This window comes from Citrobacter sp. wls757 (assembly GCF_005280935.1).
GTDB lineage: Bacteria > Pseudomonadota > Gammaproteobacteria > Enterobacterales > Enterobacteriaceae > Citrobacter > Citrobacter portucalensis.
Genome location: NZ_SZWU01000019.1, coordinates 55,393 through 80,370, shown reverse-complemented (window position 1 = coordinate 80,370; position 24,978 = coordinate 55,393). Strand labels below are relative to the sequence as shown.

Sequence of the window (24,978 nt, the reverse complement as noted above, 5' to 3'; positions counted from 1 at the left end):
GATGTGGGGGTTCGAGTCCCCCCCCTCGCACCAACGAGGCGATATCAAAAAAATAAGATGACTGTGCGAAGGTGGCGGAATTGGTAGACGCGCTAGCTTCAGGTGTTAGTGTCCTTAGGATGTGGGGGTTCGAGTCCCCCCCCTCGCACCAATTATCTTATTTCCCTCTCGATTTCCTTCTCTGTTTTGTTCATCCCTGATTCCAGTTCATCATTACCAAAACAATGCCGCCAATCAGTGCCGCGCATGAAGGTAACAAAACAAAGTGCCGTAAACGTTTGTGGTACAGCATGAGCGAAGTCAGCAGTAATCCTAATACAATCATCACCTTCCATACGTAGACCGACAGGTCGCTATATGCCATCCCGGCAATCAGCATTCCCGGCAGCAGAACACCCCATCCACTGCCCAGCGTACGTTGCAACATGATTTCACCTATAACACTGATAATGATAACCAATATCATATGATAAAATTTCTCATTTGTCAGCCGTGAAGCACTATCAATTATATGAGTTTTACTTAACGATTGATGACATGAATAATCCAAGGTGATAAATTGCTCACCGGTTAGCTCTTCAACTAAAAACAATAAAAACCTCTGCGAATGATACCCCGTTCGTTATTTGTTTTATTTACCAACACACCTTCGTACATTGCAGATAACTAACAATATTTACCTATGACAGTACAATCCTGGCGAACTCTGCGCACAAAAAAATACCAACTCTCTTTACGACTGTTTCTACTGCTCAACGCAGTCTCCGCGCTGTTTACGCTTTTTTTCCCACTGTTTGCGGTCAAAGCCTTATCAGTACCGGCGTTGCTAATGCTGGTGATGAGTACACTGCTGCTGGTATGGCATGGGAAATACGCGGATAAAAGAATTAATCTCCCTTTTATTTCAATCGTTTTTGGCTTGTTATGGGCGTTACATATATTCTTGAAATATAACGCTCTAGGTCAGAATGATTATTATTTCCTGTTAATAGCGCTGCTCAGCGTACTGTTTATTGGCTCTATCGCTTTTGCCAATAATATCATCGCGTTTACGCTCCACTCACTCCCCTCCGTCGCCGTTTGTTTATGGCTTAACGGCAGCGAACATGGTTTGCGGATTTTCTATTTTATGGCGCTGCCTATGGCCGGTATCGCCATCCAGCATGTGATACAAAAGCGCTACGATGGATTCGCTCAGCAACTGATGTACAAACTGCTGGAGGAAAGGGAAACCCTGAACGGGCTCAGCATGCTCGACCCGCTAACCGGTTTGTATAATCGCCGGGGGCTGCAACACCGGCTCGATACGCTGTTGGCTCTGAGTAATTCGAGGCACTTCGTTCTGCTGCTGGATATCGACCATTTCAAATCCTATAACGATCATTACGGACATATGATGGGCGACCAGGCGTTGATCCGTGTTTCTGCCGCCATCCGAGACTCCGTACGCTCCCGGGATGTGGTGGCGCGTTTTGGCGGTGAAGAGTTTATGATTTTGTTGACCGCGGTCGATCCACAGCAGGCCCAGGCTGCCGCCGAACGTATCCGCCAGAAAGTGTACGACCTTAAAATCCCTCACATGTTTAATGAGAGCGTGGCAACCAACGTAACCGTCAGTATCGGCATTGCACCTCTGGTAGAACAGGATATTGATGCTGCTATCGCCAAAGCGGATAAAGCCCTTTACGAGGCCAAGAATCTTGGGCGTAACAATACCCTGGTCAGCGATGAGCTGCGGGTAAACTGCCCTTCTACCTGAGCTTTCTGTGCGCTGCCGCTCGGGATGGCGACAAAGATCTTGCCATCGCTTAATGTCAATTATAGGATTAGCAATCATTATCATTAAGATTAACATCCTTATATCGACATGGCTTATCGTTCCGCACCGATCGTTGAAGATGTCATCTGGCATAGCCATCTCCCCTCAGAGATGCCCTCGCTGGCTGCTGCCGTACGCGCAACGATAGCCAAAACTCGCGAGCACCTGCTGGACTTCATTCGTCTTGACGAAACGCCTGTGCCAGGTGCAATGACGCTGCATGAATGGACGCAACCGACGACGCTTAGCTCGCTGCTGGCCGTTTATTCAGACCATATCTATCGCAACCAGCCCACGCTACCCCGCGAAAATAAGCCCCTGATTTCTCTTTGGGCGCAATGGTATATCGGCCTGATGATGCCTCCGTTAATGGTGGCCCTACTGACGCAAAAAGAGGCTATCGACGTCTCTCCTGAACATATGCGCGTAGAGTTTCACGAAACAGGCCGTGCGGCCTGCTTCTGGATCGACGTCCATCAGGATCACCAGGCAACAGCCCTGTCTCCTCAACAACGCATGGAAACGCTGATTCTCTCAGCGCTGACGCCGGTTGTGCAGGCGCTGGAAGCGACGAGCGAGATCAACGCGAAGCTTATCTGGAGCAACACCGGATATTTAATTCACTGGTATTTAACGGAAATGAAGCCGTTGCTAGGTGAGGAACTGCTGACCACGCTGCGCCAGACCTGCTTTTTTGAGAAACAACTCTCCTGCGGTCAGGATAACCCTCTGTGGCGAACCGTTGTTCCGCGCGAGGGGCTGTTAGTACGCAGAACCTGCTGCCAACGCTATCGCCTGCCTGACGTTCAGCAATGCGGAGACTGCACGCTGAAGTAAGCGAGGAGCCGTAGCCCCTCGCCAGATATTTATGCAACCTGCTGGTTTTCCTCTTCCATACGCTGCGCTTCTTCTTTTTCCTGCGCCAATAGCTGCTTTTCGTAGACCTTAAAGAATGGGAAGTAGATAACGGCCGACACCAGCGCCAACAGCACCACCAGAATAGCCGCACGATAATCCCAGCCTAATGCCCATGCCGCGCCAACCGGTGCCGGTGCTGTCCAGGGAACCACTGAAATGACCCGCCCAATTAAATCCAGTTTCATCGCCGCCCAGGCCAGTACCGCATTCACCATTGGGGCCAGCAGGAAGGGGATAAAAAACACCGGGTTCATGACAATCGGCGTACCAAAAATCACCGGTTCGTTAATATTAAAAATGCTGGGGACTACGCTCAGACGCCCAATCGAGCGTAGATGAGCCGAACGACTACGCAGATAGCAAATCACCAACCCCATCGTTGCGCCTGACCCTCCGACCACAATAAAGAACGTCCAGAACGCTTCCATAAAGATATGCGGTAACGGCGCGCCCTGCGCCAGCGCCGACTGGTTCATCCCAAGATTAGTTAGCCAGAACATTTGCAGCATTCCCGACACAATTGCCGCACCGTGAATACCCGCAAACCACAATAGGTGTCCAATCAATACCGCCAGAAGTATCGCCGGGAGAGAATCTGCAGCCGACACCAGTGGTTTAAAGATGGCCATAATGGCCTGTGGGATCAGCATGTCAAACTGCGACTGTATCACCAGACTCAGCGGGTACAGCGTCAGTACTACCACCAGCACCGGGATCAGCAGATCGAAAGAGTTTTTGATCATCGGCGGCACCTGATCGGGTAAACGGATGCCGATGTTGTGCGCCTTCAGGAAGCGCATCATTTCAACACAGTAAATGGCCACCAGGATGGCGGTGAAAATCCCCGTTCCTCCCAGGCTTTCAACCGGCATTGTGCCTTTAGTTTTTGGCGCGGCAATCAGCAAAAAAGCCATGATTGATAGCATCGCACACATAAACGGATCTAACTGATGCGACTTCACATAGTGCTTGCCCAGGTTATAAGCAATAGCCGCACATATGTAGACCGACATAATCCCCATCGTCATATCAAACGGTGTGAGGATTTGGCCTTCAAACTGTTTTGCCAGATCCAGCCACGCGCGAGCAAATCCCCAGGTGGTATCCGGAGAAAAAGGCGGGTAGGCAAAAACCAGCAGAAAAGAGCCTACAATCATAAAAGGCATCGCCGAAATAAAACCGTCGCGAATGGCCATTACATGTCGTTGCGAAGAGATGCGCCCGGCAACAGGGCTGACGTAATTTTCAACAAAGCGGAAAATCACGTTAAACACAGCATGGTTAGTAGACATAGCCGTTCTCCCGTTGTGCAAAACCCTGCAACCGTGCTGGCATCAACACCGCCACCACGTAAAGCCCATTACCACTTTTCGCAACCGTGCCGGGAGGAACACCAGCGCTACCGCTTTTCGAGTTAAGTTTCATAGATGGCTCTTATTATGTGATACAGAGGAAGTGACAACTTCAGTATTAATCGTCATTTCAGCATTCTGCAACCGGTTACTGTAACCGGTTTCTTTGATTGTGAAGACGATCGAAAAACTGCTAATGTTGCTATGTTGTTACAATAAAATATTTACAGTGTGGTTGCCCCTATGACAAATTACATCCTGCAGTTTTCTGCTGTGCAGGGCTATCTGTAAGCGATAGGGAGAGAAGAATGAGTTTGCAATCAGTACGCCAATTCCTGGCGCAACATGCACCAGATATCGAGATCATCGAATTAAACCAGAGCACAGCAACCGTTGATCTGGCAGCAAAAGCCCATAACGTTGAACCTGGCCAAATAGCTAAAACACTTTCACTAAAGGTGAAGAACGATATCATCCTGGTCGTGGCAAAAGGCGATGCCCGACTGGATAATAAAAAGCTAAAGAGTACGTTCGGCGCCAAAGCCCGAATGTTAAGTAGTGATGAGGTCGTGAACGCGACGGGGCACCCCGTTGGCGGCGTTTGCCCCTTCGGATTAGAAACACCGATATCAGTGTACTGTGATGTTTCTCTGAAACACTACGCTGAAGTGCTGCCTGCTGCAGGTGCCATCCACAGCGCAGTTCGCATCACGCCTGAAAGGATGGCTGAACTGACTTCTGCCACCTGGGTTGACGTGTGTCAGTAATGTTCCACGCACTAAACCGGCGACCAAGCCCGGCAAGAAACACGTCAACGTTGCCCGTCACGAAACCACCTGCATAAAAGGCGCTGGCTCGCCAGCACGCAGATACAGCAGGATGTCGGCGGCATCCAGTAACCCGGCATCCGAGCTGACCCCCAGTTTGGACATCACATTGAATTTGTGTGCCCGAATGGTTTTGATGTTCCGTTCAAGCTGAACAGCAATCTGTGGCATCGAATAACCATTCGACATAAAGCGCAGTATTTCTCGTTCTGTCGGGCTGAGCATACGGCTTTGATTAATATACCAATGGTTTTTCGTGCCTTCGGTTCCCCGACCAGGGCTGCTTAACGCCGTAAATAACGCGTCCTGCAACACCGTTAACGAAGAAGCTTTACTCACAACGCCATCTAACGGCAAGGGGGATAGGGAACCAATTAAACGCGCTTCAGCGTCATCATCGGCAATCACCACACGGCGAATCCGCGGATAATTTATCGCCAGCTCCGTTAAATAGGTCAACCCTGCTCTTCGATCGGTTCTGATTGCAGAGAGGGAAAAAATAACTGCCGAAAACGACATCTTTAACATTGCCTGGCTAAAAGCGGGCTGGTTTGAAAAGAGATGAAGTTTATATTGGTCATCCGGCATGGTATTAAATAAACTCTTAATACCCACGCTGCTCATCGTGCACTTTTCTACCAGTGCAACGTTTCTTTTGATGATTCTGCTTTCCATTCCGTGGTTTCTCCATAAACTGAAGGTAAATTAAGTTCTCGCGATCCCTGAGAACTATTTATCCAGGCATACATTTCTGCATTGCTATTTATCGACAAGCGACGCATAGCGCTATTCTTTTGGGCACTGATTGTTTTATTGCTTTTTTTCAGCAACGCCGCAATCTGGTTAATCCCCCATCCTTTCCCAAGGAGGCGCAATACTTTTCTTTCAGAGAGAGTGAGAACGATAGATCGTGCGCTATGGTCTAACAATTGCGGCATAGCAGGCGGAGAGAGCAGCGCCTTGCTTATTCTCTCTGCTCGTGTATTTCCCGCGTGAATAACATTCACTAAACTTTCAATCGGCTCGGCGTCAGAGAGCAGCGAGCTGACAGGACACATCAGTAGTTCAACCGCCAGAGGATAAAAGATACGAGATACGAGAAATACCCAGTGAATATCACGGTATTGAGATAATAAAGAATAATATTGTTCGCAAACTGCACGTGGATGATTGCAGTCTCCGGTTAAATCAGCAATTACCAAATCAGCACACCGTAGCTGTAATAACGTCAGTTCTTCAACAGAACGACAGTAGGTAAGTTCGTAATCGGAGAACTTTCCCTGCATTATACCTTTAAGCCCAGTTTGTATAATCGGTGATTTACTAATAATAATTGCGTTTTTGCAGCGTCCTGGCAACATATCCCCTCCACACTCACCAGTCCGCAATCGTACTTAATTAAATTCTCCCGGGTGGATTAATAATCTTAACTCACAGGAAAATACTCCGAACAATAAGCGGGGTGAATTGTTATCCTTGGTATTTATTTCAAAAAGTATTGACGGCACCATCCAAATAGCGCCAAATTCTAAGCTATTATTGCACAATTACGTATAAATACATTATCTGTACAATTATAATAACTACAATAGATCGTTAGCATGGCTTACGTATTTGTCATCCGGGAAAATAGCGCTACATTTCAATCATGTCTCCCTCTCGTACCTTAGCGAACGGGGGCGTTAAGATGCCACAACCGTATCACCTGTGTCTTTTTTCGACACAAAGATTGATCTTAGCCAGAGCCAGCGGGCTCATGCTTCATGATAAAAAGAAGACATTCGTCACTCAAAGAGATCCTTTTCAGTCAGAGCGAGCCATGCAAACAGAGCAGTCGTCACAGAGAACGGTTACACGGTTATGTATTCAATGCGGACTTTTTTTACTTCAGCATGGGGCAGAAAGCGCTCTGGTTGACGAGTTATCCACCCGCCTCGGGCTGGCACTTGGCATGGATAGCGTAGAAAGCGCCATCTCCTCTAACGCTATCGTCCTGACCACCATTAAAGACGGGCAATGCCTGACATCAACGCGAAAAAATCAGGATCGCGGCATTAATATGCACGTCGTGACGGAAGTGCAGCACATTGTCATTTTGGCGGAACATAAACTGCTGGATATTAAAGGGGTAGAGAAACGCTTTAGCCAGATTAAGCCGCTACGCTATCCAAGATGGCTGGTCGCCTTCATGGTCGGTTTGTCCTGCGCCTGCTTTTGTAAACTCAATAACGGCGGATGGGATGGTGCGGTGATCACCTTTTTCGCCAGCATGGTGGCAATGTATATCCGTCAGATTCTGGCATCCCGGCATTTGCACCCACAAATTAACTTTTGCATCACCGCGTTTGTGGCGACAACGATTTCTGGTCTGCTGCTGACGCTACCGACGTTTAGCCACACCCCGACCATCGCCATGGCCGCCAGCGTGCTGCTACTGGTTCCGGGCTTTCCGCTGATCAACTCCGTCGCGGATATGTTTAAGGGACACATTAATACCGGGCTCGCCCGCTGGGCAATTGCCAGTTTGCTTACACTGGCGACCTGCATTGGCGTAGTCATGTCGATGACCTTATGGGGGCTACGCGGATGGGCGTGATCGATTTCATGTTGGCGTTAATGCAGGACATGATCCTGTCGGCGATCCCGGCGGTAGGCTTTGCCATGGTATTTAATGTCCCTCATCGGGCGCTCCCCTGGTGTGCGTTACTCGGCGCGCTCGGCCACGGTTCGCGAATGGTGATGATGAGCGCAGGGTTTAATATCGAATGGTCGACTTTTATGGCATCGCTGCTGGTCGGCTGCATTGGGATCCAGTGGTCGCGTTGGTATCTAGCACATCCGAAAGTCTTTACCGTTGCGGCAGTGATCCCGATGTTCCCTGGGATCTCCGCTTACACCGCCATGATCTCGGCGGTAAAAATCGGTCATTTTGGCTACAGCGAAGCGCTGATGATCACCCTGCTGACCAATTTCCTGAAAGCCTCATCGATCGTCGGCGCGCTCTCCATCGGACTATCCGTGCCAGGGTTATGGCTGTATCGCAAACGCCCACGCGTTTGACGGTGCACTTTCTTTAATGCCCTGCAGAGAGGGGAATCTCCCCCTCATCTGCTGCTCTCCTTCTTCTCTGTGTTACTATAAAAGCAGTCCCCTTCTCGGTTGTTGTTCAGTATTGAGAAACATTATGCCCTGCAAAATTTTGACGCCAGACGTCACTAGCATTGACGCCTTACTACACGATCACCACGCCGTGCTGGCCAAGTCTGCGGGTGGTGCCGTAGCCGTATTCGCTAACAATGCGCCAGCGTTTTACGCGGTGACGCCTGCGAGACTGGCTGAGCTGTTGGCGCTTGAGGAGAAACTGTCACGCCCGGGAAGCGATGTGACATTAGATGATCAATTTTATGAAGAGCCGCAAGCCGCTCCCGTTGCCGTGCCAATGGGGAAATTTGCGATGTACGCTGCCTGGCAGCCTGATGCCGATTTTCAGCGTCAGGCTGCTTTATGGGGCGTAGCGTTGAGAGAGCCGGTTACTGCTGAAGAGCTGGCCTCATTTGTTGCCTACTGGCAGGCTGAAGGAAAAGTCTTTCACCATATTCAGTGGCAGCAAAAACTGGCGCGCAGCATTCAGATTGGACGGGCCAGCAATGGCGGAATGCCAAAGCGCGATGTGAACAGCGTCAGTGAACCTGACAGCCACATTCCACCGGGTTTTAGAGGATAACGATGAAAAACGTTGGCGACCTGATGAAACGTCTGCAAAAAATGATGCCACCTAATGTCGAGCCCGCCTTTAAAACGGGCGAAGAGCTGCTGGCATGGCAAAAAGAGCAAGGTGAAATTCGTGCCGCAGCGCTGGCCCGCGAAAACCGGGCTATGAAAATGCAGCGCACATTCAACCGCTCCGGTATCCGTCCGCTGCATCAGAACTGTTCGTTCGAAAACTATCGGGTAGAGTGCGAAGGTCAGATGAACGCCCTGAGCAAAGCCCGCCAGTATGTTGAAGAGTTTGACGGCAACATCGCCAGCTTTATCTTCTCCGGCAAACCCGGCACCGGCAAAAACCATTTAGCCGCCGCCATCTGCAACGAACTGCTACTGCGCGGCAAGTCGGTATTGATCATTACCGTGGCCGATATCATGTCGGCGATGAAAGAAACGTTCAGTAATCGTGAAACTAGCGAAGAACAGCTGCTCAACGATCTGAGCAATGTGGATCTGCTGGTGATCGACGAGATCGGCATGCAGACCGAATCCCGCTATGAAAAAGTGATCATTAATCAGATTGTCGATCGCCGTTCGTCCTCAAAACGTCCGACCGGTATGTTAACTAACAGCAATATGGATGAAATGAACAAGCTGCTGGGTGAGCGCGTGATGGATCGTATGCGCCTTGGCAACAGTCTGTGGGTCATTTTTAACTGGGAAAGCTACCGTAGTCGGGTAACCGGTAAAGAGTATTAACGTATTAGGACCACTCCTAAGACTGCCAGCGCTATACTGCGCTGAAAAGGCATAACACGAGTTGCATATAATGATGAAAACTACCAAACGTCTGCTGTGCTGTGCGCTTGCCGCCAGCACGCTCATCTCCACCAGCGTTTTCGCCGCCTCCTGGCAGGATTCGCTCTCCAGCGCGGCCAGTGAGCTGAGCAAACAAAGCTCCGGCTCGCAAAGCAGCTCGTCGCTCTCTTCCCTGACCAGCCTGCTGAACGGCAGCAATCAGTCTTTGACCTCCAGCAGCATGAATAACGCCGCCGGGATCCTGGAATACTGCGCTAAACAGAAACTGGCCTCGGTCACCGACGCGCAAAACGTCAAAAACCAGGTGCTGGATAAACTGGGACTCAGCGCGCCAGAGCAGAAACAAGATACCAACTATATGGACGGGATTCAGGGGCTGCTCAACGCCAAAGATGGTCAACAGCTGAACCTGAGCACGATCGGTAACAGCTCGCTGGCGAAGCAGGTAAAAACCAAGGCCTGCGATCTGGTGTTAAAACAGGGCATGAACTTCATTTCCTGACGCACGACATGCCGCGTATAACCTGCGCGGCATCTATTTATTTTCGACAATACATTCACATTCCAAATAAACAGTATTTCTCCACAAAAACGCGCATATCTAAACCAATTCTGAATAACAACGTAATTTAATGTCACTACAATTGCAGCAATGTAACAACGCTATTACATTGTTCTCTCACCAAATGATTAGCCTGCCAGGCAATTGCCCGGTTTACTGAGGATCGACCGTTGTCAGAATTAGTCTCCATCACTCTGTTTCTCGCTTCAGTGCTGATTTATGCCTGGAAAGCGGGTCGCAACACCTGGTGGTTTGCCGCCACGTTAACGGTGCTGGGGATTTTTATTGTCTTGAATATCACGCTTTATGCCAGTGACTATTTCACCGGCGACGGGATCAATGACGCGGTTCTCTATACGCTGACCAACAGCCTGACCGGCGCAGGCATCGGCAAATATATCCTGCCGGGCGTTGGGATCGCGCTGGCGCTGACTACCGTTTTTGTCGCTCTCGGCTGGATCCTACGCCGCCGTCGCCATCATCCACATCATGTGGGTTACAGTCTGCTGGCCCTGCTGCTGGCGCTGGCCTCCGTTGACGCCAGCCCGGCGTTTCACCAGATAACCGAACTGGTGAAGTCGCAATCACGCGATGGCGATCCGGATTTCCCGACGTATTATAAAGAGCCATCGAAAACCATTCCCAACCCGAAGCTGAACCTGGTGTATATCTACGGTGAGAGCCTCGAACGCACCTATTTTAATAACGACGCGTTCCCGGATCTGACCCCGGAACTCGGCGCGTTGAAAAACGAAGGTCTGGATTTCAGCAACACCATGCAACTGCCGGGTACGGATTACACCATCGCGGGCATGGTCGCCTCCCAGTGCGGAATTCCGCTGTTTGCGCCGTTTGAAGGCAACGCCTCTGCGTCGGTTTCAAGTTTCTTCCCTAACAATATCTGTCTGGGCGATATCCTGAAAAACTCCGGCTATCAGAACTACTTTGTGCAGGGTGCCAACCTGCGCTTTGCTGGCAAAGACGTGTTCCTGAAATCTCACGGCTTTGACCATCTGTATGGTGCGGAAGAGTTAAAAAGCGTGGTGGCGGACCCGACCTATCGTAACGACTGGGGCTTCTACGACGATACCGTGCTGGACGAAGCGTGGAAAAAATTCGAAGAGCTTTCGCGCTCGGGCCAGCGTTTTTCACTGTTTACCCTGACCGTGGATACCCATCATCCGGATGGATTTATCTCCCGTAGCTGCAACCGTAAACGTTATGACATCGACGGGAAGGCCAACCAATCGTTCAGCGCGGTCAGCTGCAGCCAAGAAAACATTGCCGAATTTATCAATAAAATCAAAGCATCGCCGTGGTTTAAAGATACCGTTATCGTGGTGTCTTCCGATCATCTGGCGATGAACAACACCGCATGGAAGTATCTGAACAAGCAGGACCGCAACAACCTGTTCTTCGTGCTGCGCGGCGATCAACCGCAACAGGACACGCTGGCGGTAAAGCGTAACACGATGGATAACGGCGCAACGGTACTGGATATTCTCGGCGGCGATAACTTTATCGGCCTTGGCCGCAGCAGCTTGTCGAGCGAATCCGTCTCGGAAGTGTTCCTGAACATCAAAGAAAAAATGCTGGCGTGGAAGCCCGATATCATTCGCCTGTGGAATTTCCCGAAAGAGATGAAAGAGTTCACCGTCGACCAGGACAAAAATATGATCTCTTTCTCCGGCAGTCATTTCCGCCTGCCGCTGCTGCTGCGCGTATCGGACAAACGCGTCGAGCCGCTGCCGGAAAGCGAATACTCGGCCCCGCTGCGCTTCCAGCTGGCAGATTTCGCCCCACGCGATAACTTCGTCTGGGTCGATCGCTGCTACAAAATGGCGCAACTGTGGGCGCCGGAGCTGGCACTCTCTACCGATTGGTGCGTATCACAGGGGCAGCTGGGCGGACAGCAAATCGTACAGCACGTAGATAAAGCCAAGTGGAAAAGTAAAACCGTATTTAAAGACACGGTGATCGACATGGAGCGCTATAAAGGTAACGTCGATACGCTGAAAATTGTCGATAACGACATTCGCTACAAAGCAGATAGCTTCGTTTTCAACGTGGCGGGCGCGCCGGAAGAAGTCAAACAGTTTAGCGGCATTTCACGCCCCGAATCCTGGGGACGCTGGTCCAATGCGCAGCTCAGCGAAGAAGTAACGATTGAGTACAAAGCCCCGCTACCGAAGAAATTCGATCTGGTCATTACCGCGAAAGCCTTCGGTGACAATGCCAATCGTCCGATCCCCGTGCGCGTTGGCAACGAGGAGCAGACACTGGTGTTAGGCCATGACGTCAGCACCACCACCTTACATTTTGATAACCCGGCGGATGCCGATACGCTGGTAATTGTTCCACCCGATCCGGTCGCCACCAACGAAGGCAATATTCTCGGTCACTCACCGCGTAAGCTGGGGATCGGGATGGTTGAAATCAAAGTAGTGGCTCAGGGTTCGTAACATGAAAGGCCTGATAGCGCTTTGCTTATCAGGCCTATCGTGAACCGAATGTATTGTCTGAAAAAAACAGCGCCCAACACCACACCGGGCGCTGCATGGCAACCTTATTCCAGACCGTTCACCGCCTGGCGCATACCCTGCACCAGAATCATCTCCAGATTGGCCGTCACCTGCCCGGCGAGCCCAGGTAACAACGTCAAATCCTCTCCCCAGTGCGCCGCATCGCCGAGCACGGCATCCACCAGTTCACGCAGCGTTAAATCATTGCCAACTCGCGGCCACAGGCTGGCATACAGGCTTACCCACTGCTCATCATCCTGTATCGGATAGCGTTCCCCATCGCGCTCTGCACGATAAAACGCCAGCAGCGCAGCGAGGGCAAACGTTAACCGCACGGGCCAGCGCCCATTGTGCTGACCCGCCAGCAGCTGCGGCAAAATTCGGGTGCGGAATTTGGTCATCCCGTTAAGCGCAATGGAAAGCAACTGGTGGCGAATGTAGGGGTTCTGAAAACGCCCGCTCACCGCATCGGCAAATTCACGCAATTCGTCCGCTGGGAGATCCAACACCGGAATAATCTCCTCACTAATCGCCCGCTCGACAAAGCGGCGGACATCAGCATCCTGCATCGCCTCGCCAACGGTCTCCAGCCCGCACAGCCACGCGACCGGCACCAGAGCCGTATGCGCACCATTGAGGATAGCGACCTTGCGCTCTTTGTACGGTTTGATATCGCTCACCACACGGATATTCAGCGGACACTGCGCCAGCTTCAGCTCCTCTGCCAGCCACTGCGGCCCCTGGATCACAAACAGGTAAAAATGCTCCGCGGTATCGAGAAACGCATCGTGATAGCCAAGCGTAGCCTCCAGCGTAGCGGCTTCTTCGCGCGGGTAGCCGGTGACAATGCGGTCGACCAGCGTGGAACAGAACGTGTTTGCCGTCTCCACCCAGTCGGCAAATGCCGGAGGAAGCTGCCACTCCTGCGCATAGCGCAGCACCAGGGTTTTGAGCGCCTCACCGTTATAGTCGATAAGCTCGCACGGGATAATTACCCAGCCCTTATCCACCGCGCCCGCAAAGTGGTTAAAACGCTCCAGCAGCAGGCGTGTCAACTTGGCCGGAAAGCTCACCGGCGGCGCATCATCCACACGGTCAGCTGCGTGATAGCTAATTCCGGCTTCGGTGGTATTCGAAAACACAAAACGGATGTCCGCATTGTGCGCCAGCGCCAGATACGCCGCGAAATCCTGATACGGGTTGATTTCGTTATTCACCGAACGGATAAGCCGTGCCTCACTCACTGCCTCACCCTGCTCGTTTAGCCCGCGAATAAGCGTGGTATACAGCCCGTCCTGGGTATTCAGCGACGGCGGAAAATCGGTATTGATCGGGCGAACGATGGTCACACCAGCGTTCAGATCGGTTTGCTCGTTGAGGATATCCAGTTGCCAGTCAACAAACGCCCGCAGGAAGTTACCTTCACCAAACTGGATCACGCGCGTTGGGTAGCAGGCCCCCGGAAAATCACGTCGATTCAATGTCTTCATCACATTTCCCCTCTCAGAACGTGATCACGCCTTTAATCAGTTCACGGTTGTTAATCACATCCCGTTCGTAGATTTCTGCCAGTGTGGCAAACGCGTAACGGTGCGTGAGCATCATGTCAGCGGTAAGTTTGCCTTCCGACATCAGACGGCCCACTTTGGCGAAATCTTCCGGCGTGGCGTTGCGACTGCCCATCATGGTGGTCTCTTTCTTGTGGAACTCAGGGTCAGAGAACTGCAAATCGCCTTTGAACAGCCCAACGAAAACGATGCTGCCGCCATGACGAATCAAATTCACCGTGTTGTTCATCGCATGCTGATTCCCCGTGGCATCAATAACCTTTTGCGCCAACGAACCGCCAAACTGAGCGCGCAGCTGCGCATCAAAATCTTCAGCGGATGGGTCGATAACCGGGAGTCCCAACCGGGAAGACACGTGCTCCCGGCGTGCTGGACTGGTATCGGCGACCACCACCTGTGCGCCATCGGCTTTGGCAATCGCTGCCGCCCCCAGACCAATCGGACCCGCGCCGACCACCAGCACCTGCTCACCCGGAGCCACCGCCGCCCGGCGTACCGCATGAGCGCTGATAGCGTAAGGCTCAATCAGCGCCGCCGCCTGCGGGTCAATCCCCTGCGCGTCCAGCAGATTGGTCACCGGAACGGACAGATATTCACTGAAACCGCCATCCTGGTGCACGCCAATCACTGAAATCTTCTCGCAGCAGTTGGTGCGCCCGCTCAGGCATGCCGGACACTGCTGGCAGGCCACGTAAGGAATAACCGCCACCTGCTGACCATTTTTCAGATTCTGTATATTCTTACCCAGACCGACAATTTCCCCACATATTTCATGCCCTAATACACGCGGGTAGCTGAAAAAAGGTTGATTGCCACCCCAGGCATGAATATCAGTACCACAAATTCCTACCGACTTAATTTTAATTAATGCTTCACCCTCACCCGGAATAGGTATTTCGCGCTCTTTCCAGACTAATTTTTTAGGTTCCTGGCAAATCAACGTATTCATCGTAGACATGATTCTGCTCTCCTGTTTTTTTGTTGCCTCAGATATCAACGAAAATAAAAAGGACGGAGAAAGCAGAAACACAATCTGTGAATTCCAGCGCATAAAAATGTTTTAAATCGGGTTTTAATAGATAAAAAGGAGAAACCATGAGCCGTTCGCAGAACTTACGCCACAATGTGATTAACCAGATAATCGATGATATGGCGCGTGGTCATATCCCTTCCCCACTCCCCTCACAAAGCGCACTGGCGGAGATGTACAACATCAGCCGCACCACCGTGCGCCATATGCTGAGCCACTTAGGCGAGTGCGGCGTGCTGACCCAGGTCGGCAGCCACTATGTCATCGTGCGAAAACCCGACCATGACGACGGTTTTGCCTGCACCACCGCCTCCATGACCGAGCAAAACCGGATTTTTGAGCAGGCGTTTTTCACCATGATCAACCAGCGACAGCTGCGCGCAGGCGAGAGCTTCTCCGAACTACAGCTTGCCAGAGCCGCAGGCGTCAGCCCGGTGGTAGTGCGGGAATATCTTTTAAAATTCGAACGTTACAACCTGATTAAAAACGAAAAACGTGGTCAGTGGAGCATGAAGCAGTTCGATCAGGCCTATGCGGAACAGCTGTTTGAACTCAGAGAGATGCTGGAAACGCATTCTCTGCAGCATTTCCTCAATCTGCCGGACGATGACCCGCGTTGGTTGCAGGCTAAAACGCTACTGGAGCGCCATCGGATCCTGCGCGACAGCATTGGCAGCAGCTTTCGCATGTTCTCGCAGTTAGATCGTGAGTTCCATGCTTTGCTACTCTCTGCTGCCGATAATGTATTTTTTAATCAATCACTTGAAATCATCTCCGTGATTTTCCACTTCCACTATCAGTGGGATGAGAGCGATCTCAAGCAGCGTAACATCATTGCCATTGATGAGCATATGACCATCCTCAGCGCGCTGATATGCCGCAGCGACCTGGATGCCACCCTCGCGCTCTGTAACCATTTGAATTCAGCCAAACAATCGATGATTCGCTCCATCAACCAGGGTTGTAATGTCGCTCATTAAGTACCGATAAAAAACAGCAAATCATTACCGGGAGCACGATTTTATAAAAATAAAAACGCCTGAAAAATACCTCTTGCCTATGCTCACGCTAAGTCGACTGCATTAAAAACTTTTGTGAGCGGTGATGAGCAAATTGATTCATCACTGGTATTTTTTCAATACTGCACAGTCCTGCTGTGTGAAAAATAAATTATTGAGGTTCAGGAGTCCGGCGTGGAAAAAAATAATATTACCCTCGACCCAAGTTCTTCGTTTGGCACGTCGTCATCTGCGGATATTAATGTTCCGCCTGAGGGCATGGTGCAACGCAGTAGCCGAATTAAACGTATCCAGACCACAGCAATGATTTTATTATTTTTTGCTGCGGTGATTAATTACCTCGACCGCAGCTCACTGTCTGTCGCCAACTTAACGATTCGTGAAGAACTGGGGCTGAGCGCCACGCAAATCGGCGTGCTGCTGTCGGTATTCTCTCTCGCTTACGGTATTGCGCAACTGCCCTGCGGTCCGCTGCTGGACCGCAAAGGTCCGCGCATTATGCTGGGACTGGGGATGTTCTTCTGGTCGCTGTTTCAGGCGCTGTCCGGCATGGTGCACAGCTTCACCCAGTTTGTGTTGGTGCGTATCGGGATGGGGATTGGCGAAGCGCCAATGAACCCGTGCGGCGTAAAAGTCATCAACGACTGGTTTAACATCAAAGAGCGCGGCCGCCCGATGGGATTATTCAACGCCGCCTCCACCATCGGGGTTGCCATTAGCCCGCCGATTCTGGCTGCCATGATGCTGGTAATGGGCTGGCGCTGGATGTTCATCACCATTGGCGTGCTGGGTATTTTCCTCGCCATCGGCTGGTACATGCTGTATCGCAACCGCGAGCAAATTGAGCTGAGCGCCACGGAACAAGCGTACCTGAACGCCGGTAGCGTCAATGCCCGCCGCGATCCGCTGAGCTTTGCCGAATGGCGCAGCCTGTTCCGCAACCGTACCATGTGGGGCATGATGCTGGGCTTTAGCGGCATCAACTACACTGCATGGTTATACCTGGCCTGGCTGCCGGGCTACCTGCAAACCTCCTACAACCTGGATTTAAAAAGCACCGGATTAATGGCGGCGATCCCATTCCTGTTTGGCGCAGCCGGCATGCTGATTAACGGTTTTGTCACCGACTGGCTGGTGAAAGGCGGTATGGCACCGATTAAGAGCCGTAAGATTTGTATTATCGCCGGGATGTTCTGCTCCGCGGCCTTCACCTTCGTCGTGCCACAGGCCACAACGTCAATGGCCGCCGTGTTACTGATCGGTATGGCGCTGTTCTGTATCCACTTCGCAGGTACCTCGTGCTGGGGTCTGATCCACGTCGCCGTCGCCTCACGTATGACAGCTTCCGTGGGCAGTATCCAGAACTTTGCCAGCTTTATCTGCGCGTCGTTCGCACCGATCGTCACCGGTTTTATTGTTGATACCACCAACTCTTTCCGCCTGGCGTTGATCATCTGCGGCTGCGTCACCATGGTGGGTGCCCTCGCCTACATCTTCCTGGTTCGCCAACCCATCAGCGATCCGCGTAAAGATTAATCCTCCAGATGCCCGATAACACCGCGTTTATCGGGCATGTTATGCTCCTCGTATGAACATCACCTTGCGCGCTACTACTCTGGCAGACACTGCCGCTCTTCCCGCCATCGAACGATCTGCGGGGCAACGTTTTTTACGCATCCCCGAACTGGCGTGGATTGCTGAAGACCAGATGTTATCCGCTGCTCAGCATCAGGCTTTTGCCGCCGCAGGCATGAGCTGGCTGGCGCAGGTCGATGCGCTTCCGGTCGGTTTTTTGGTTGCCGAAACGCTGGGGTCATCGCTGTTTATTGCTGAACTGTCGCTGCATCTGGAGTGGCAGGGAAAAGGAATTGGCCGCAGATTGATTGAGTATGTTGCCGAACAGGCGCGCGCGAAAGGTTACACGTCGCTCACGCTGACCACCTTCCGCAATGTGCCGTGGAATGCGCCATGGTACGCGCGACTGGGATTTGAAATGCTGGCTGACGAGACTCTGCCTGCAAAGTTGCGCCAGAAAAGAGAAGAGGAAGCGGCGCATGGACTGGCATTTGAATCGCGCTGCGCCATGCACCTGATGTTGCGCTAATTGCCCGATGGCGGCTACGCCTTATCGGGCCTACGTAACATTTCCGGCAACCACGTAACTTTCCCGTAGGCCGGATAAGCGATAGCGCCATCCGGCATCACAGGCTTAGAACGTTTCCCAGTTATCCCCGGCATCCGTTACCGCGGCTTTGCGCGGCTGGACCGTTGAAACCGGTTTAGCGGCCGCAACGTCACGCGCGCGCTGTTGGTCATGCTGAATACGGAACACGGCAACGGCCTGAGTAAGGCGGCTAGCCTGCTCTTCCAGCGCCGCAGCGGCGGCGGCGGATTCTTCCACCAGCGAGGCGTTCTGCTGCGTCACGCGATCCATCTCGGCAACGGCCAGACCCACCTGGTCAATACCGCGGCTCTGTTCATCAGAAGCAGAGGCGATTTCACCCATGATATCGGTCACGCGGGTTACCGCATTGACGATCTCATCCATGGTTTCACCGGCGCTTTCTACCAGGGTTGAACCTACATCCACGCGGCTGACCGAGTCTTCAATCAGGCTCTTGATCTCGCGCGCGGCCTGCGCACTACGCTGGGCCAGGTTACGCACTTCACCCGCAACCACCGCAAATCCACGTCCCTGCTCGCCCGCACGTGCTGCTTCTACCGCGGCGTTGAGCGCCAGAATGTTAGTCTGGAAGGCAATGCCGTCGATGACGCTGATAATGTCGGCGATTTTCTGCGAACTGGACGCGATATCACGCATGGTTTGCACCACGTTATCCACCACTTTGCCGCCTTTCTGCGCGGTTTCAGAAGCACTCAGCGCCAAATGGCTGGCCTGACGCGCGTTTTCGGCGTTCTGCTTCACGGTCGCCGTCAGCTGTTCCATGCTGGCTGCGGTTTCTTCCAGAGATGCAGCCTGCTGCTCGGTACGGGAGGAGAGATCGTTATTGCCCATCGCAATCTCGCTGGCCCCACTGTAAATCGCGTTGGCACCGTTACGCACGTCACCCACGGTATTCATCAGCTCACCCTGCATGTGACGCAGGCTTTCCGCCAGTTGCCCAATCTCGTTGGACCCTTCCACTTCAATACGTTTCACCAGGTCACCGCTGGCGATATGACGAATGCTGTCGATCAGACGGTTCATAGGAGAGATAAGGGTCAGCTTGATACCAAACCAGACCGCAATAATCGCCGCCAGTACGGTAATCAGCACGCAGATCAGCACCCACATCGCCTGGCTGTAAGAGCTGTTGTTGTCTTCCACCGCGATGTCATACAAGCGATCATTCTGCTGCATGTAACTCATGTACTGCTTCTCAAAGCCATCCTGATAGCTCTGTGTCGGTTGATCAAAGAATGCGTTGATCTTCCCGTCACCCAGTAACTGGATCAGCTCCGCCAGCGCACCGTGATAGATGTCATAGGTGCGGTTGATCTCCTGGAAAGCGGCTTCGCTTTGGCGCGGATCGCGCGGGAGCGACTCGTAAATCGCCCAGTTTTTTTCCGTCAGCTTCAGCGCCGTGCTGGCTACCTGCATCAGTTCGGCAACGGTCGCGCCGCTGCCAATATTGCTCTGATCCATCATGTAGCGAATGCCTGCCCGGTTCAGGGTGTTACGCGTTTGCAGCAGCTCAACCCAGGTGGCGTTCAGCGCAGACTGTTGCTGGCGAATGGTTTGCAGAACGGTAAAGTTCTCTTTGTCATTCTTAAGTGAGTTAAAAAACAAGCCGCCCGAGGCGAGCTGTAAAAGGCCAAATAGCGCCAATACCAGCAGTAAGCTGGTAACAATCTTCATTCGTTTTAACATGTTTTCTCTTTCCGCTAGACAGATACTCTGGTTTTCGGCCTGGAAAGAGAAAACTTTATGGTGCCAGCAATTGCCACAGAATTATCGTTTTCACATTAAATACCGTTCCCTATGACAAATTACGCAAAAAATTAGTCGTTCCATTACGTCTTAGGTGTAGGATTCCGTTTTTTGAAGGAAAGGATGCTTCTATGTTAAATCGCGATTTTGATCACCTATCCACCCTCGCACACCACTTTTTTGAACGTGAAGATATTCGCCAAAAGCTCAATATCATCGATCAGTACAACATCTCCGGTTGGGAAGTCTGGATGCAGATAGAATTTGCCAATCTGCTAGCTTCGACGGGTCATGAATGGTGGCGTGAGCAAACTCTTGCTTGCGATCTCCGGAAAAATCCACAGCGTTTGTCTGTACGTGCAGATTTCTTGTTGCGGAAAAAAGGCTGGACGCAGGATAGCTACATTGCGCTTGAACTCAAACAGAACCAGGATCCGACAAGCTGCGTCAGAAATATGATTGCTGATTTGGTTAAAAGCGCAAAAATCAAACGTTCGGAATTAGAGCTGCGTAGCTTCTGGACGCTGGGGGTAACGCCCCGCATAGATAAAGAGCGCCTCGATGAACTCATTGACTACTATCTGGATGAAAAATATTACCTGACTAAATCACGTAAGAAACATGTGTTGCTCAGAGACATCGAACATACGCCTTACTGTTATATCGTAATCTGAGTCTCTCAGTGAGGTGCTTTGTCAGTGGGAAAACACGGCATGTAGACAGGCAAAGCTATAATGCCGTGATCTCAATCACATAAATTTCCCCGTTCCCCCCGCAGTTTACCGCTCACTGACACTTGAGACCGCTTAAGCTGACATACAACCGCTCACTTATTTACCTTACTTTACGCGCGTAATTCTCTGGCAAGATCCCCCCAACATAGCAGTCAATTTACCTCCTCAAACACAAGATCAAACCCACGCGGCTTCGGCCAATTATTAATTAGATACCAGGTTTTACTATGGATACGAAAAAGATATTCAAGCACATACCCTGGGTGATTCTCGGAATCATCGGTGCATTCTGCCTCTCGGTAGTGGCATTACGTCGGGGTGAGCACATTAGTGCCCTGTGGATCGTTGTCGCCTCAGTTTCTGTTTATCTGGTGGCCTATCGTTACTACAGCCTGTACATCGCCCAAAAGGTGATGAAACTTGACCCAACGCGTGCCACGCCGGCGGTCATCAACAATGACGGTCTGAACTACGTTCCAACCAACCGTAACGTCTTGTTTGGTCACCACTTTGCCGCTATCGCAGGTGCTGGTCCGCTGGTTGGGCCGGTACTGGCTGCGCAGATGGGCTACCTGCCCGGTACGCTGTGGCTGCTGGCAGGCGTCGTGCTGGCCGGTGCGGTGCAGGACTTCATGGTGCTGTTTATCTCTTCCCGCCGTAACGGCGCATCTCTGGGTGAGATGATCAAAGAAGAGATGGGCCCGATCCCGGGAACCATTGCACTGTTCGGCTGCTTCTTAATCATGATCATCATCCTCGCAGTACTGGCGTTGATCGTGGTAAAAGCGCTGGCGGAAAGCCCATGGGGGGTGTTCACCGTCTGCTCAACCGTACCTATCGCGTTGTTCATGGGGATCTACATGCGATTCCTGCGACCAGGACGCGTGGGCGAAGTGTCGGTGATTGGTATTGTGCTGCTGGTTGCCTCTATCTACTTCGGCGGCGTGATTGCGCACAACCCGTACTGGGGCCCGGCGCTGACCTTTAAAGACACCACCATTACCTTTACCCTGATCGGCTACGCATTTATCTCTGCGCTGCTGCCGGTATGGCTAATCCTCGCACCACGCGACTATCTGGCTACCTTCCTGAAAATCGGCGTTATCGTCGGTCTGGCGGTGGGGATTGTTATCCTCAACCCGGAACTGAAAATGCCGGCAATGACGCAGTACGTTGATGGTACTGGCCCGCTGTGGAAAGGCGCTCTGTTCCCGTTCCTGTTCATCACCATCGCGTGTGGTGCGGTATCTGGCTTCCACGCGCTGATTGCTTCCGGTACCACACCGAAGCTGCTGGCCTGTGAAACCGATGCACGCTTTATCGGTTACGGCGCGATGCTGATGGAATCCTTCGTCGCAATTATGGCGCTGGTTGCCGCGTCTATCATCGAACCAGGTCTGTACTTCGCGATGAACACCCCGCCTGCGGGCCTTGGCATCACCATGCCGAACCTGCATGAAATGAGCGGCGAAAACGCACCGCTGATTATGGCGCAGTTGAAAGACGTCACCGCACATGCGGCAGCGACCGTCAGCTCCTGGGGCTTCGTCATTTCGCCTGAGCAGATCCTGCAAACCGCGAAAGACATCGGTGAACCGTCCGTTCTGAACCGCGCAGGTGGCGCACCGACGCTGGCTGTTGGTATCGCTCACGTGTTCCACAAAGTGCTGCCGATGGCTGATATGGGCTTCTGGTACCACTTCGGTATTCTGTTCGAAGCGCTGTTCATCCTGACCGCACTGGATGCCGGTACTCGTTCTGGCCGCTTTATGCTGCAGGATTTACTGGGTAACTTCGTGCCGTTCCTGAAGAAAACCGACTCCCTGGTTGCGGGTATCATCGGTACTGCGGGCTGCGTAGGTCTGTGGGGTTACCTGCTGTATCAAGGCGTTGTTGACCCGCTGGGCGGCGTTAAGAGCCTGTGGCCGCTGTTCGGTATCTCTAACCAGATGCTGGCTGCCGTGGCACTGGTTCTCGGCACCGTGGTACTGGTTAAAATGCAGCGCACCAAATACATCTGGGTTACCGTTGTTCCGGCAGTATGGCTGCTTATCTGCACCACCTGGGCGCTGGGTCTGAAACTGTTCAGCACCAACCCGCAGATGGAAGGCTTCTTCTTCATGGCGAATCAGTACAAAGAGAAGATTGCTAACGGCGGCGAACTGACCGCTCAGCAGATTGCCAACATGAACCACATCGTCGTCAACAACTACACCAACGCAGGTCTGAGTATTCTGTTCCTGGTGGTGGTGTACAGCATCATTTTCTACGGGTTCCGTACCTGGCAGAAAGCCCGCGCCATCAACGGTCGCTCTGATAAAGAGACACCGTATGTACCGGTGCCGGAAGGCGGCGTGAAGACCTCTTCACACCACTAAGATGTATTCAGCCCCGCTCCGGCGGGGCTTTTCGCTTATCAGGATTGTTTATGTTTGGTACTTTAGGGCAAGCTAAAAAATATCTCGGTCAGGCGGCGAAGATGCTGATTGGCATTCCGGACTACGACAACTATGTCGAGCACATGAAGACCAACCATCCCGATAAGCCGTACATGACCTACGAAGAATTCTTCCGCGAGCGCCAGGAAGCCCGCTACGGTAGCGGCGGAAGCAGTTGCTGTTAGAAGGAGAAGTAAATGACCCCGATTGCAGTTACCCTACTCACCGGTTTTCTTGGCGCGGGTAAAACCACCCTGCTGCGCCATATTCTCAACGAGCAGCACGGTTACAAGATTGCCGTTATCGAAAACGAATTCGGTGAAGTCTCGGTGGACGATCAGCTGATTGGCGATCGCGCCACGCAGATCAAAACCCTGACCAACGGCTGTATTTGCTGTACCCGCTCCAGTGAACTGGAAGACGCATTGTTAGACCTGCTCGACAACCTCGACAAAGGCGCCATCAATTTCGACCGTCTGGTGATCGAGTGCACCGGCATGGCCGACCCCGGCCCGATTATTCAGACCTTTTTCTCCCATGAAGTGATTTGCGAACGCTACCTGCTGGACGGCGTAATTGCGCTGGTTGACGCGGTACATGCCGACGAGCAGATGAACCAGTTCACCATCGCCCAGTCGCAGGTAGGCTACGCAGACCGGATCCTGCTGACCAAAACCGACGTCGCAGGTGAAAGCGAAAAACTGCGTGAGCGCCTGGCGCGCATCAACGCCCGTGCGCCGATTTACACCGTGACACATGGTGATATCGACCTCTCCCTGCTGTTCGATACCAACGGTTTTATGCTGGAAGAGAACGTAGTCAGCGCCAAACCGCGCTTCCACTTTATCGCCGACAAGCAAAACGATATCTCCTCGATCGTCGTCGAGCTGGATTACCCGGTAAACATCAGCGACGTGTCGCGAGTGATGGAAAACCTGCTGCTGGAATCCGCCGAGAAGCTGCTGCGCTACAAAGGTATGCTGTGGATTGAAGGCGAGCCAAACCGCCTGCTGTTCCAGGGCGTCCAGCGCCTGTACAGCGCCGACTGGGACCGCCCGTGGGGCGACGAGCAACCGCACAGCCAACTGGTGTTTATCGGCATTAATTTGCCGGAAGACGAGATCAGAGCCGCGTTTGCGGGATTGAAGAAGTAAACAATGTTTACTTGTATAGCCCTCTGTTAGCAGGGCTATACTTATCTATCTGACATCTCTTTCTCTCAAAAGAGTATTAATTTCATCAAGAGCATCTATTTGTCTTTTCTCGAAGGCATTTGGGGTATCTGCGCCAGATAATGTGGCAAAAGTTAAAATGACCCCACCTAACCCGCTCAATGCCGAAACCATGTCTAATTGCCCTTTAATCAAGTACCATCCCCCTGTAAATAATAACAACAGCCCGCACCCTGAGAGAATTTTGAACATTACCTTCGATTTCCTTCTGCGCTCCTTTCGTAAGACTTTTATTCGGTGTATTTCTTCTGCCAGGAGTTCTTCATTATCACAATGAATCAATAGCTTATAATGTGTTTGATTCGAATAATCGTTAATGTTCACATCTCCGTTAATATCACCAGAGCTAAAATCGCGCATTAATCCCTCCTTTTTCGTTCGGTTTTACCTCATGAATTATTGCAAGCAATGACTGATGAAATTTAGATATACTTCTCAAAAAACAAAAAGAGATTAACTTAACTCATTGAAACATAGTATAAAATATAACTACATTATATAA

The 24,978-nt window shown here is 51.8% G+C and carries 25 protein-coding genes and 1 tRNA gene; 17 read left to right on the top strand and 9 right to left on the bottom strand.

All coding sequences use genetic code 11. From position 1 onward, the window contains the following. The first annotated feature begins 65 nt into the window (after positions 1-65). Positions 66-151, top strand: a tRNA-Leu gene (locus FDW94_RS05975). A 39-nt stretch (positions 152-190) separates the two neighbouring features. On the opposite strand, the gene FDW94_RS05970 is transcribed toward FDW94_RS05975, so the two are convergent. After that, positions 191-427, bottom strand: a complete 237-nt coding sequence (locus FDW94_RS05970; RefSeq protein ID WP_003019100.1) for a DUF1435 domain-containing protein — start codon at positions 425-427, stop codon at positions 191-193. Positions 428-682: 255 nt separating this feature from the next. Between FDW94_RS05970 and FDW94_RS05965 the strand changes: the two genes are divergently transcribed. Then, a complete protein-coding gene (locus tag FDW94_RS05965) occupies positions 683-1,759 on the top strand; it encodes a diguanylate cyclase (RefSeq protein ID WP_003829994.1) in 1,077 nt (358 codons plus the stop codon). A 108-nt stretch (positions 1,760-1,867) separates the two neighbouring features. Continuing rightward, positions 1,868-2,656: a siderophore-iron reductase FhuF gene (gene fhuF, locus FDW94_RS05960; protein ID WP_137377289.1), complete on the top strand. Its 789-nt coding sequence runs from the start codon at positions 1,868-1,870 to the stop codon at positions 2,654-2,656. Between the two features lie 29 nt (positions 2,657-2,685). On the opposite strand, the gene FDW94_RS05955 is transcribed toward fhuF, so the two are convergent. After that, positions 2,686-4,029, bottom strand: a complete 1,344-nt coding sequence (locus tag FDW94_RS05955) for a PTS sugar transporter subunit IIC (protein WP_057067024.1) — start codon at positions 4,027-4,029, stop codon at positions 2,686-2,688. Continuing rightward, the gene (locus tag FDW94_RS23520; protein ID WP_020996240.1) at positions 4,019-4,162 is read right to left on the bottom strand and encodes a hypothetical protein; all 144 of its coding nucleotides are present in this window, start codon (positions 4,160-4,162) and stop codon (positions 4,019-4,021) included. Before FDW94_RS23520 ends, FDW94_RS05955 begins: the two co-directional genes overlap by 11 nt. Before the next feature lie 235 nt (positions 4,163-4,397). Here FDW94_RS23520 and FDW94_RS05950 point away from each other — a divergent pair, with 235 nt between their 5' ends. After that, positions 4,398-4,856, top strand: a complete 459-nt coding sequence (locus FDW94_RS05950) for a YbaK/EbsC family protein (protein ID WP_003830001.1) — start codon at positions 4,398-4,400, stop codon at positions 4,854-4,856. Between the two features lie 57 nt (positions 4,857-4,913). Here the strand turns inward: FDW94_RS05950 and bglJ are convergent, their stop codons facing one another. Together bglJ and FDW94_RS05940 are read right to left on the bottom strand one after the other, a co-directional pair. After that, the gene (gene bglJ, locus FDW94_RS05945) at positions 4,914-5,591 is read right to left on the bottom strand and encodes a DNA-binding transcriptional activator BglJ (protein WP_137377288.1); all 678 of its coding nucleotides are present in this window, start codon (positions 5,589-5,591) and stop codon (positions 4,914-4,916) included. Next, positions 5,552-6,277, bottom strand: a complete 726-nt coding sequence (locus tag FDW94_RS05940; protein WP_008786119.1) for a response regulator transcription factor — start codon at positions 6,275-6,277, stop codon at positions 5,552-5,554. Before FDW94_RS05940 ends, bglJ begins: the two co-directional genes overlap by 40 nt. A 458-nt stretch (positions 6,278-6,735) precedes the next feature. On the opposite strand from FDW94_RS05940, the gene FDW94_RS05935 reads away from it, so the two are divergent. The 6 genes from FDW94_RS05935 to opgB all read left to right on the top strand — a co-directional run bounded on the left by FDW94_RS05935 (position 6,736) and on the right by opgB (position 12,464). Further along, positions 6,736-7,512, top strand: a complete 777-nt coding sequence (locus tag FDW94_RS05935; protein ID WP_032942309.1) for a threonine/serine exporter ThrE family protein — start codon at positions 6,736-6,738, stop codon at positions 7,510-7,512. Continuing rightward, positions 7,503-7,976, top strand: a complete 474-nt coding sequence (locus FDW94_RS05930; protein WP_057067025.1) for a threonine/serine exporter — start codon at positions 7,503-7,505, stop codon at positions 7,974-7,976. Before FDW94_RS05935 ends, FDW94_RS05930 begins: the two co-directional genes overlap by 10 nt. Positions 7,977-8,100: 124 nt before the next feature. Then, positions 8,101-8,640 (top strand): primosomal protein DnaT, encoded by a 540-nt coding sequence (gene dnaT / locus FDW94_RS05925; RefSeq protein ID WP_008786116.1) that lies wholly within the window; start codon positions 8,101-8,103, stop codon positions 8,638-8,640. 2 nt (positions 8,641-8,642) lie between these two features. Further along, positions 8,643-9,380, top strand: coding sequence for a DNA replication protein DnaC (dnaC, locus tag FDW94_RS05920; RefSeq protein ID WP_003019133.1), 738 nt, complete (start codon positions 8,643-8,645; stop codon positions 9,378-9,380). 70 nt (positions 9,381-9,450) lie between these two features. Next, a complete protein-coding gene (locus tag FDW94_RS05915) occupies positions 9,451-9,942 on the top strand; it encodes a DUF2501 domain-containing protein (RefSeq protein ID WP_111466152.1) in 492 nt (163 codons plus the stop codon). A 230-nt stretch (positions 9,943-10,172) separates the two neighbouring features. Then, positions 10,173-12,464 carry a phosphatidylglycerol--membrane-oligosaccharide glycerophosphotransferase gene (gene opgB / locus FDW94_RS05910; RefSeq protein WP_137377287.1) on the top strand — a complete coding sequence of 764 codons (2,292 nt, stop codon included), beginning with the start codon at positions 10,173-10,175 and terminating at the stop codon, positions 12,462-12,464. Positions 12,465-12,568: 104 nt separating this feature from the next. Here the strand turns inward: opgB and FDW94_RS05905 are convergent, their stop codons facing one another. Then, complete coding sequence (locus FDW94_RS05905) at positions 12,569-14,014, bottom strand: tagaturonate reductase (RefSeq protein ID WP_032942307.1); 1,446 nt, start codon at positions 14,012-14,014, stop codon at positions 12,569-12,571. 13 nt (positions 14,015-14,027) lie between these two features. Next, complete coding sequence (locus FDW94_RS05900; protein WP_032942306.1) at positions 14,028-15,050, bottom strand: zinc-binding alcohol dehydrogenase family protein; 1,023 nt, start codon at positions 15,048-15,050, stop codon at positions 14,028-14,030. 137 nt (positions 15,051-15,187) lie between these two features. Here FDW94_RS05900 and FDW94_RS05895 point away from each other — a divergent pair, with 137 nt between their 5' ends. The 3 genes from FDW94_RS05895 to FDW94_RS05885 all read left to right on the top strand — a co-directional run bounded on the left by FDW94_RS05895 (position 15,188) and on the right by FDW94_RS05885 (position 18,245). Beyond that, positions 15,188-16,102: a GntR family transcriptional regulator gene (locus FDW94_RS05895; protein WP_003830023.1), complete on the top strand. Its 915-nt coding sequence runs from the start codon at positions 15,188-15,190 to the stop codon at positions 16,100-16,102. Between the two features lie 213 nt (positions 16,103-16,315). Continuing rightward, on the top strand, positions 16,316-17,677 hold the full coding sequence (locus FDW94_RS05890; protein ID WP_003830025.1) for an MFS transporter: 1,362 nt from the start codon (positions 16,316-16,318) through the stop codon (positions 17,675-17,677). A gap of 52 nt (positions 17,678-17,729) precedes the next feature. Next, the gene (locus FDW94_RS05885) at positions 17,730-18,245 is read left to right on the top strand and encodes a GNAT family N-acetyltransferase (protein ID WP_137377286.1); all 516 of its coding nucleotides are present in this window, start codon (positions 17,730-17,732) and stop codon (positions 18,243-18,245) included. Positions 18,246-18,350: 105 nt separating this feature from the next. Here FDW94_RS05885 and tsr read toward each other — a convergent pair whose 3' ends face one another. Continuing rightward, a complete protein-coding gene (tsr, locus tag FDW94_RS05880) occupies positions 18,351-20,012 on the bottom strand; it encodes a methyl-accepting chemotaxis protein (RefSeq protein WP_048227144.1) in 1,662 nt (553 codons plus the stop codon). A gap of 191 nt (positions 20,013-20,203) precedes the next feature. Between tsr and FDW94_RS05875 the strand changes: the two genes are divergently transcribed. From FDW94_RS05875 to yjiA, 4 genes are all read left to right on the top strand, one after another. Further along, a complete protein-coding gene (locus FDW94_RS05875) occupies positions 20,204-20,746 on the top strand; it encodes a hypothetical protein (RefSeq protein ID WP_003830032.1) in 543 nt (180 codons plus the stop codon). 287 nt (positions 20,747-21,033) lie between these two features. Beyond that, positions 21,034-23,184: a pyruvate/proton symporter BtsT gene (gene btsT, locus FDW94_RS05870; protein ID WP_137377285.1), complete on the top strand. Its 2,151-nt coding sequence runs from the start codon at positions 21,034-21,036 to the stop codon at positions 23,182-23,184. A 50-nt stretch (positions 23,185-23,234) separates the two neighbouring features. Next, positions 23,235-23,429, top strand: a complete 195-nt coding sequence (locus FDW94_RS05865; protein ID WP_003830038.1) for a YbdD/YjiX family protein — start codon at positions 23,235-23,237, stop codon at positions 23,427-23,429. 12 nt (positions 23,430-23,441) lie between these two features. Next, positions 23,442-24,398 (top strand): GTPase, encoded by a 957-nt coding sequence (yjiA, locus tag FDW94_RS05860; RefSeq protein ID WP_071692305.1) that lies wholly within the window; start codon positions 23,442-23,444, stop codon positions 24,396-24,398. A gap of 45 nt (positions 24,399-24,443) precedes the next feature. Here the strand turns inward: yjiA and FDW94_RS05855 are convergent, their stop codons facing one another. Then, positions 24,444-24,836 (bottom strand): DUF4149 domain-containing protein, encoded by a 393-nt coding sequence (locus tag FDW94_RS05855; protein ID WP_137377284.1) that lies wholly within the window; start codon positions 24,834-24,836, stop codon positions 24,444-24,446. Positions 24,837-24,978: the final 142 nt, after the last annotated feature.